The organism is Sporichthya sp. (assembly GCF_013815995.1).
In the GTDB taxonomy this organism is placed as follows: domain Bacteria; phylum Actinomycetota; class Actinomycetes; order Sporichthyales; family Sporichthyaceae; genus Sporichthya.
This window is the reverse complement of record NZ_JACDFE010000224.1, coordinates 1-7,528: the sequence shown is the minus strand read 5'-3', so window position 1 is coordinate 7,528 and position 7,528 is coordinate 1. Positions and strand designations below refer to the sequence as shown.

Here is a 7,528-nt window from a genome sequence, read left to right as displayed (position 1 = left end):
GCCCAGGCCGCCGCGGATGCTCTGCTGGACCGGCACGGCGTCCTCACCCGCGGCGCTGTGGTGGCCGAGCGAACCCCCGGCGGCTTCGCTGCCACCTACCGGGTCCTGTCCGCGTTCGAGGAAGCCGGCCGCTGTCGGCGCGGATACTTCGTCGAAGGCCTCGGGGCCGCGCAGTTCGCGATCCCCGGCGCGGTCGACCGGCTCCGTGCGTCCGCGCCCGACGAGAGCCGCCGGCGTGGGCAGGCCCTCGTGCTCGCCGCCACCGACCCGGCCAACCCCTACGGCGCCGCGCTGTCCTGGCCGGACCGCCCGGAAGAGGTCACCTCCGGGCACAAGCCCGGCCGCAAGGCCGGCGCCCTCGTGGTGTTGGTCGACGGCGCGCTGGTGCTCTACGTCGAACGCGGTGGCAAGTCCCTGCTCACCTGGCCCTCCGGCGACGACGTCCTGCAGCCCGCCGTCGACGCCCTCGCCCTCGCCGTCCGCGAAGGCGCCCTCGGCAAGCTCACCGTCGAACGCGCCGACGGCACCTCCGTGCTTGACTCTCCACTCGGCCACGCCCTGGAGGCCGCCGGCTTCCACGCCACCCCCCGAGGCCTGCGCCTACGCGGCTGATTCTCGCTAACGTCCGAAGCAGCGTGAGCTATAACGCTCGCACCTTCGGACGCAACGGGGTAGGAGGCGGGAATGCCCGAAGGCGACACCGTCTACCTGGCCTGCAAGCGACTCCACCAGGCGCTCGCCGGGCAGAAGCTCGCCGGCGCCGACTTCCGGGTCCCGCAGTTTGCGGCCGCCGACTTGACCGGCGTGAGCGTCCTCGAGGTCGTGTCCCTCGGCAAGCACCAGCTGTTCCGCTTCGATGACGGCAGCACGCTGCACACCCACTTCAAGATGGAGGGCAGCTGGCACCTCTACCGCCCCGGCGCGCAGCGCAAGGGCGGCCCGGATCACCAGATCCGCGCGATCCTGACCACCGCTGACTGGGAGGCCGTCGGCTACCGGCTGCCGGTCGTAGAGATCGTCCCCACCGCTCGCGAGGGTGAGGTCGTCGGCCATATCGGCCCGGACCTCCTCGACCGCGCCTTCGACGCCGACGAAGCGCTGCGCCGGATCGCCAAGGACCCGGCGCGCACCATCGGCGAGGCACTGCTCGACCAACGCAACCTGGCCGGCATCGGCACGGTGTACCGGGCGGAAACCCTGTTCCTGTCGGGGATCCACCCCCGTCGGCCGGTCGGCGAGATCCCCGACCTGGCCAAGGTCGTCGACCGGGCCCGACGGCTGCTCAGCGCCAACAAGGACCGCCCCGAGCAGACCACGACCGGTGATCTGCGCCGCGGCCGCCAGCACTGGGTCTTCGAACGGGCCCGGGAGTCCTGCCGTCGCTGCGGCACCCGCATCCGCGAGGAGTCTTTCGGCCCGCTCGGCCAGGAGCGCAAGAGCTACTGGTGCCCGTCCTGCCAGCCGGCGTGACCCACGTTCCTGTTGCGCGGTGCGCCTGTCGCAGCCCCGCGATAGGCGCGCAACGCTGCAGAAGACGGGTCAGTCGAAGATGTCCGGCTGATCCCGCGAGATCCGCTCCCAGATCGGCTGGAACTGGAACCAGCCGACGAACTCGTACCCGACGACACCGTAGGTCTGCTCGGCCGCGTCCGGTGAGACCTGTCGGGGCGGCTTGCCCAGCCCGGCGGCAGCGGCGTAGGCATCGAGTTGGCATTGCGCCGTGCGCTCCAGGGTGAGGAACCACCAGGCCGCGCTGTCCACCGAGGTACCGACGGTGAGCATGCCGTGGTTGCGCAGCATCACGGCCTTGCGAGTGCCCAGCGCGCCCGCGATCCGGCGGCCCTCCTCGGCGTCGAGCACGACCCCGGTGAAGTCGTCGTACACGCCGAGGTCGTTGTAGAACGCGCATGCGTCCTGAGTGAGCATCTCGACGCTCATCTCCAGCGAGGACAGGGTCTTGCCGGCCGGGCCGTGCGCGTGCGCGGCCGCGAGCACGTCGGGGCGCGCGGCGTGCACCGCACAGTGGATCGCGACCGCGGCGCCGTTCACCATCCGCCCGCCCTCGACCACCCGGCCTTCCTCGTTCACCCGCACCAGGTCACTACTGCGGATCATCGAGAAGTGCATCCCGAACGGGTTCACCCAGAAGGTGTCCGGTTCCTCCGGGTCGCGAACGGTGATGTGCCCGGCCACACCCTCGTCCAGACCGGCCTTGCTGAACATCCGGAACGCCCCCGCCAGCTTCGCCTTACGGTGCGCACGCTCTTCGGCGACGGTGGCGAAGACGGGAGGACGGGCGACGTCCAACGGGCGGCCCATCGCATCGGTGCTCGCCGCGTTCGCGACGACCGGCACCGCTGGGGTGATGGTCACGGGAAGCCTCCTCGGGTCCGCCCCATCTTCCCCCGGATCCGGGCAGGCGTCACTGTCGGAGCCGCGGGGTAGCGTCCAAAGCATGGCTCACGCGACCTACAAGGACCTCTGCATCGACGCGGTCGACGCGCACCGCCTCGGCGCCTTCTACGCCACCGCCCTCGGCCTGGAGTGGGAGAAGGACGGCCAGGACGCCCTGCTGCGCGGCCCCACCCCGGCCCACACGGTCTGGATCAACCAGGTCCCCGAGGGCAAGTCGGTGAAGAACCGGGTGCACATCGACGTGCACACCGGCGACGTCGCCGAACTGGTCGCGGCCGGCGCCACGATCGTGAACGACACCGACTTCAGATGGATCGTGATGACCGACCCCGAGGGCCAAGAGTTCTGCGCCTTCGTCCGCGAGACCCCACCGGACTACAAGCTCTACGAGATCTGTGTGGACTGCGCGGAAGGTCCGCCCGCCGAGGCCATCACCACCTGGTGGGCCAAGGTCTTCGGCGTCGAGGCCGAGACCGAGGACGGCAAGAACTGGTGGTGGATCGCGAAGCTGGCGGGCGTTCCGTTCGACGGGTTCTCCTTCGTCGACGTCCCCGAGCCCAAGACGACCAAGAACCGCGTGCACTGGGACGTTACCGGCGACAGGGATGCATTGATCGCCGCCGGTGCGACGCTGGTGCTGCCCAAGGCCGACGGGCGGGGCTGGGACGTCCTGGCCGACCCGGACGGCAACGAGTTCTGCGTCTTCGCCCCCAAGGACTGAGGTGGTCAGCCGCCTGCACAACATCACGGTCGACTGCCACGACCACGAGGCCCTCGGCGCCTTCTGGGCCGGGGTGCTCGGGTGGCCGGACGACCCCGAGAACCCCAACGAGCCCGGGGATCCGGAGTGGTACCTCCCGCCGCCGGCCGGGGGGCCGGGACTGCTGTTCATCCCGGTCCCTGAAGGCAAAACGGTGAAGAATCGCCTCCATCTCGATGTCACGCCGCAGGACCGCACCCGTGACGAGGAGGTCGAGCGCCTCATGGTCCTGGGCGCCCGACTGGTCGATGACCACCGCAAGCCCGACGGCACCGGCTGGGCCGTGCTGGCCGATCCGGAGGGCAACGAGTTCTGCGTCGAACGCAGCGATGCCGAGCGCGTGCAGCAGTCTGAGTGAGGGTCAGCTCACGATTTCACCCCGTCCGGTCGGGTAGCACCGGACAGTGACCAACACTGCGGAGACGAACGACGACATCACGGCCCTGATCCTCGACGACCACGACACGTTCCGGCGCGGCTTCGCCGCCCTGGACGAGCTGCAGTCCCCCGACACCGACCCCGAGGAGCCGGAGGCCCGGCTGTGCGCGGTGTGGGGCCCGCTGGCCGACCTGCTCGACGTGCACGCCGTCGCCGAGGAGCGCATCTTCTACCCCGTGCTCCTGCGTAAGGGCGACTCCGACAAGAGCGACGAGGGCGATGCCGTCGACGAGACCCTCGACGCCATCGGCGACCACAACGACATTCGGGATGCCACCCGCGCCGCCGCCCGGCACCGCCCCGGCAGCGACGCCTGGTGGGAGGCCGTCAACCAGGCCCGCACCGAAAACACCGAGCACATGGGCGAAGAAGAGGACGAGGCGCTGGCGGACTTCCGCCGCAACACCACCCGCGCCCAGCGAGCCGAACTCGGCCGGAAGTTCACGGAGTTCAAGGCCGCGCACACGGCCGCCGACCTCGACACCTCCGGCCAGGACCCCGAGCGCTACGTCGACGAGCACCTGGCCGACACCGCGGAGACCGCTCTCGGCGGCGTCGCCGGAGGGCACTGAATCCGACTAATGCATCTGCAGGTGTAGCGGAGGCGTGGGCTGCCTCACGCAGCCGCGACGACCTCGGGACGCTCGCTGGCGACCGGCGCGGACACCGATTCGAGCGAGCGGACGTTGGTGGCCAGCTCAGCCGAAGCGAGGGAATCGCTGACCTCGCGCATCAGATCCGACATCCGCACGCCGAGCGCCTCGCAGATCGAGGCCAGCAGCTCGGAGGACGCTTCCTTCTGCCCGCGCTCGACCTCGGAGAGGTAACCGAGGGAGACCCGGGCCTGAGCCGAGACCTCGCGCAGGGTCCGGCCCTGGTTCTGCCGGCGCTGGCGCAGAACGTCCCCGAGCAGGCGACGAAGGAGGATCACGCGTTCACGGTACCCGGGACAGGCCGTTTGCGGCGACGTGTCTGGCCCGTGTTCCTCCCTGGGCCGAATTTCCGTGCGACCGGTGGTCACTCAGCGTGAGTTCTTCACGAATCCACAGGAAGGCCGAGCAGCTCACGCCGCAGCAGATCCAAGGCGGCCAACACGGCCAGTGCCCGGACGAAGTCCCGGCGCGGCGGCAGATCCCGGCGCAGCGTGCGTACCCCGTCCGGCCCTGCCAGGCCGAGGAACACCGTTCCCGGCGGGTAATCCCCCACCGGTTCCGGGCCCGCGACCCCGGTGCAGGCCAGACCGTAGCTCGCACCGAACCGCTCCCGGACCCGCTCGGCCAGCTGGCCGGCGATCTCTGCGTCCACCGGCCCCCGCTCGGCGAGCAGCGCAGCGTCCACGCCGAGTTCTGCCTTGGCCCCGGTGGCGTAGACGATGACCCCGCCCAGGAAGGTCGCCGACGAGCCGGCCATGTCGGTCAGGGCCGAGCCGACCATCCCCCCCGTGAGCGACTCGGCCACCGCAACGGTCGCGGCGCGCTCGCGCAGCAGCCCGTGCACGACCTCGTCCATCGTGCGGCCATCGCGGGAATAGATCTGCGCTCCGAGCTTGTCGGCCACCTCCGCCTCGGTGGCAGCCACCGCCTCGGGCGGACCGGTCAACCGGATCCGGACGTCGCCGAGGTTAGGCAGGAAGGCGAACCTGACCCCGTCCTTCTCGGCCCGGGCCTGAATCTCCGCGACCGACTCGGCGACCGCGGACTCCCCCACCAGCGCGGAGCGCAGCATGGTCGTCACGAGCGCGGGGCCGGGTGCCAGCTCGGCGAGCATCGGCACCACCGAACCGGCGAGCATCGCCTGCAGCTCGCCGGGCACGCCGGGCAACGCGAGCACCCGTGCGCCCCGCAGCTGCATCGACAGTCCGGGGGCGCTGCCACGCGGGTTCGGCAACAGCTCCGCGCCGCGCGGCACCTCGGCCTGACGCAGCACCTGCTCGGGCATCGGGATGCCCCACTCGGCGTACCGGGCCTTGAGGTTCTCGGCGACGACCGGGTCGAAGTCCAGTTCGACGCCGGCGGCGGCGGCGAGCGCGTCGCGGGTCAGATCGTCCGAGGTCGGCCCGAGCCCGCCGCTGAACAGCACGACGTCCGCGCGTTCGGCGGCGGCGAGCGCCGCCGCGACGATCTCGTCCAGATCATCGGACACGTCGCAGACGATCGAGAGTCCGAGCCCGACGGAGGCCAGTGCATCGGCCACCCGCCCGACGTTGGAGTTGAGCACCAGCCCGGACAGCAACTCGTCCCCAACGGTGATCAGCTCCACGCGCGTCATCGAAGCGCCGCCTCTCGTCGTAGCTTCAGCGCCCGCAGCACGTAGTCCCCGCCGGTCGCCAGGGCGATCACGACCGCCGCCGCCATCAGCACGGTCGCGATGTCCTGCAGGAACCCGGTGAACGGCAGCACGTAGAGCCCGATCGCGACGCCCAGCACGAGCGACTTCAGCTTGCCGCCGCGACTGGCCGGGATCACGCCGTGCCGGATCACCCAGAACCGCAGCAGGGTCACGCCGATCTCGCGGACCAGGATCACGATCGTCACCAGCCACGGCAGCTCGTCCATCGAGGACAGGACGATCAGCGCGGAGCCGGTCAGCGCCTTGTCAGCGATCGGGTCGGCGATCTTGCCGAAGTCGGTGACGAGCCCGTGGCGGCGGGCCAGCCGCCCGTCGAGCGAGTCGGTGAACGACGCGACGGCGAAGATGCCCCAGGCCGCCCAGCGCCAGCCGTCCGAGTCGCCGCCGGAGTGCATCAGCACGACCAGGAACACCGGCACCAGGAACAGCCGCAGGAGGGTGAGCCCATTGGCGATGTTCCACGTCCCGGCCTGGGCGATCGGATCGGCCAGGTGATCGACCGCGCCGGGTTCGCTCTCCACCGGAGGCGTGGGCTCGAACATCTCAGTTCGCGCCGCTCACGACGGCGATCAGGTCCACCCCGTCGGCGCCCACCACGGTCGCGGTGACGAACGACCCTACCTCTGGTGACCCGCCGAGCAGGATCGTGCTGCCGTCCACTTCGGGGGCCTGGTGCGCGGCCCGGCCCTCCCCGGTGGCCTCGCCGTGCGCGTCGGCGCCCGGGTAGCGGAACGGGTCGTTCTCCTCGACCAGGACGCTGACCGTCTCCCCGATTCGATCCTCGGCGCGGGCGTTGGTCAGCTCCTCGAGCAGGCGGGTGATGTGCTCGACGCGCTCGCGGACCTCGTCCGGGTCGATCTTGCCCTCGAAGGTCGCGGCCTCGGTGCCGTCCTCGTCGGAGTAGCCGAACACCCCGACGGTGTCCAGCCGCGCCCCGATCAGGAACCGCTCCAGCTCGGCCAGGTCGGCGTCGGTCTCGCCGGGGAAGCCGACGATGAGGTTGGTGCGGATGCCGGCCTCCGGCGCGCGCTCACGGATCTGTGAGACCAGGCCGAGGAACCGGTCGGTGTCCCCGAAGCGCTTCATCCGGCGCAACACGTCGGCGCTGGAGTGCTGGAAGGACAGGTCGAAGTACGGCACCACCCCGGGGGTCCCGGTGAGCGCGTCGATCAGCGACGGGCGCATCTCGGCCGGCTGCAGGTAGTTCACCCGCACCCGCTCGATGCCGGGCACCTCGGTGAAGCGCGGCAGCAGCATCTCCAGCAGCCGCAGTTCGCCGAGGTCCTTGCCGTAGGAGGTCGAGTTCTCCGAGACCAGGACCAGCTCGCGCACCCCGGACTCGGCCAGCCACGCGGCCTCGGCGAGCAGGTCGACGGGACGCCGGGAGACGAAGGCACCGCGGAACGACGGGATCGCGCAGAACGTGCAGCGGCGGTCGCAACCGGAGGCCAGCTTCAGCGGCGCGACCGGCCCCGCGCCGAGCCGGGTCCGCACCGGCCGCGGGCCCGAACCGGGACCGGACCAGGCGGAGATCTCCTCGGCCGCGGTGAGGGTCGCGACGCTCGC

The 7,528-nt window shown here is 71.1% G+C and carries 8 protein-coding genes and 2 pseudogenes; 5 read left to right on the top strand and 5 right to left on the bottom strand.

Annotated features, from left to right (window positions below; all coding sequences use genetic code 11):
* Both H0X00_RS19705 and H0X00_RS19700 read left to right on the top strand, forming a co-directional pair.
* A pseudogene (locus H0X00_RS19705) lies at positions 1-612 on the top strand (DEAD/DEAH box helicase); the annotation flags it as partial.
* A gap of 72 nt (positions 613-684) precedes the next feature.
* Complete coding sequence (locus H0X00_RS19700; protein WP_293774147.1) at positions 685-1,470, top strand: DNA-formamidopyrimidine glycosylase family protein; 786 nt, start codon at positions 685-687, stop codon at positions 1,468-1,470.
* 69 nt (positions 1,471-1,539) lie between these two features.
* Here the strand turns inward: H0X00_RS19700 and H0X00_RS19695 are convergent, their stop codons facing one another.
* Positions 1,540-2,367 (bottom strand): class II aldolase/adducin family protein, encoded by an 828-nt coding sequence (locus H0X00_RS19695; RefSeq protein ID WP_367186704.1) that lies wholly within the window; start codon positions 2,365-2,367, stop codon positions 1,540-1,542.
* Positions 2,368-2,455: 88 nt separating this feature from the next.
* On the opposite strand from H0X00_RS19695, the gene H0X00_RS19690 reads away from it, so the two are divergent.
* Genes H0X00_RS19690 through H0X00_RS19680 form a run of 3 tightly spaced genes read left to right on the top strand, consistent with a single transcriptional unit; the run spans position 2,456 to position 4,185 of the window.
* Positions 2,456-3,136: a VOC family protein gene (locus H0X00_RS19690; RefSeq protein WP_293774144.1), complete on the top strand. Its 681-nt coding sequence runs from the start codon at positions 2,456-2,458 to the stop codon at positions 3,134-3,136.
* A gap of 1 nt (position 3,137) precedes the next feature.
* Entirely contained in the window at positions 3,138-3,533 is a 396-nt protein-coding gene (locus tag H0X00_RS19685) for a VOC family protein (protein WP_293774142.1), read from the top strand.
* Positions 3,534-3,579: 46 nt separating this feature from the next.
* On the top strand, positions 3,580-4,185 hold the full coding sequence (locus H0X00_RS19680) for a hemerythrin domain-containing protein (RefSeq protein WP_293774140.1): 606 nt from the start codon (positions 3,580-3,582) through the stop codon (positions 4,183-4,185).
* Between the two features lie 119 nt (positions 4,186-4,304).
* On the opposite strand, the pseudogene H0X00_RS19675 reads toward H0X00_RS19680, so the two are convergent.
* The 4 genes and pseudogenes from H0X00_RS19675 to H0X00_RS19660 form a co-directional block, all read right to left on the bottom strand.
* Positions 4,305-4,544: pseudogene (locus H0X00_RS19675) on the bottom strand (helix-turn-helix domain-containing protein); the annotation flags it as partial.
* Positions 4,545-4,648: 104 nt separating this feature from the next.
* Entirely contained in the window at positions 4,649-5,881 is a 1,233-nt protein-coding gene (locus H0X00_RS19670; protein WP_293774136.1) for a CinA family nicotinamide mononucleotide deamidase-related protein, read from the bottom strand.
* Positions 5,878-6,504 carry a CDP-diacylglycerol--glycerol-3-phosphate 3-phosphatidyltransferase gene (gene pgsA, locus H0X00_RS19665; protein ID WP_293774134.1) on the bottom strand — a complete coding sequence of 209 codons (627 nt, stop codon included), beginning with the start codon at positions 6,502-6,504 and terminating at the stop codon, positions 5,878-5,880. Before pgsA ends, H0X00_RS19670 begins: the two co-directional genes overlap by 4 nt.
* Before the next feature lies 1 nt (position 6,505).
* On the bottom strand, positions 6,506-7,528 hold a 1,023-nt coding region (locus H0X00_RS19660; RefSeq protein ID WP_293774132.1), incomplete at its 5' end, for a radical SAM protein.

Excerpts from the sequence above, each read along its gene's own strand:
- H0X00_RS19670 (WP_293774136.1), bottom strand. The coding sequence starts at position 5,881 with ATGACGCGCGTGGAGCTGATCACCGTTGGGGACGAGTTGCTGTCCGGG.
- H0X00_RS19700 (WP_293774147.1), top strand. The coding sequence starts at position 685 with ATGCCCGAAGGCGACACCGTCTACCTGGCCTGCAAGCGACTCCACCAG.
- pgsA (WP_293774134.1), bottom strand. The coding sequence starts at position 6,504 with ATGTTCGAGCCCACGCCTCCGGTGGAGAGCGAACCCGGCGCGGTCGAT.
- H0X00_RS19690 (WP_293774144.1), top strand. The coding sequence starts at position 2,456 with ATGGCTCACGCGACCTACAAGGACCTCTGCATCGACGCGGTCGACGCG.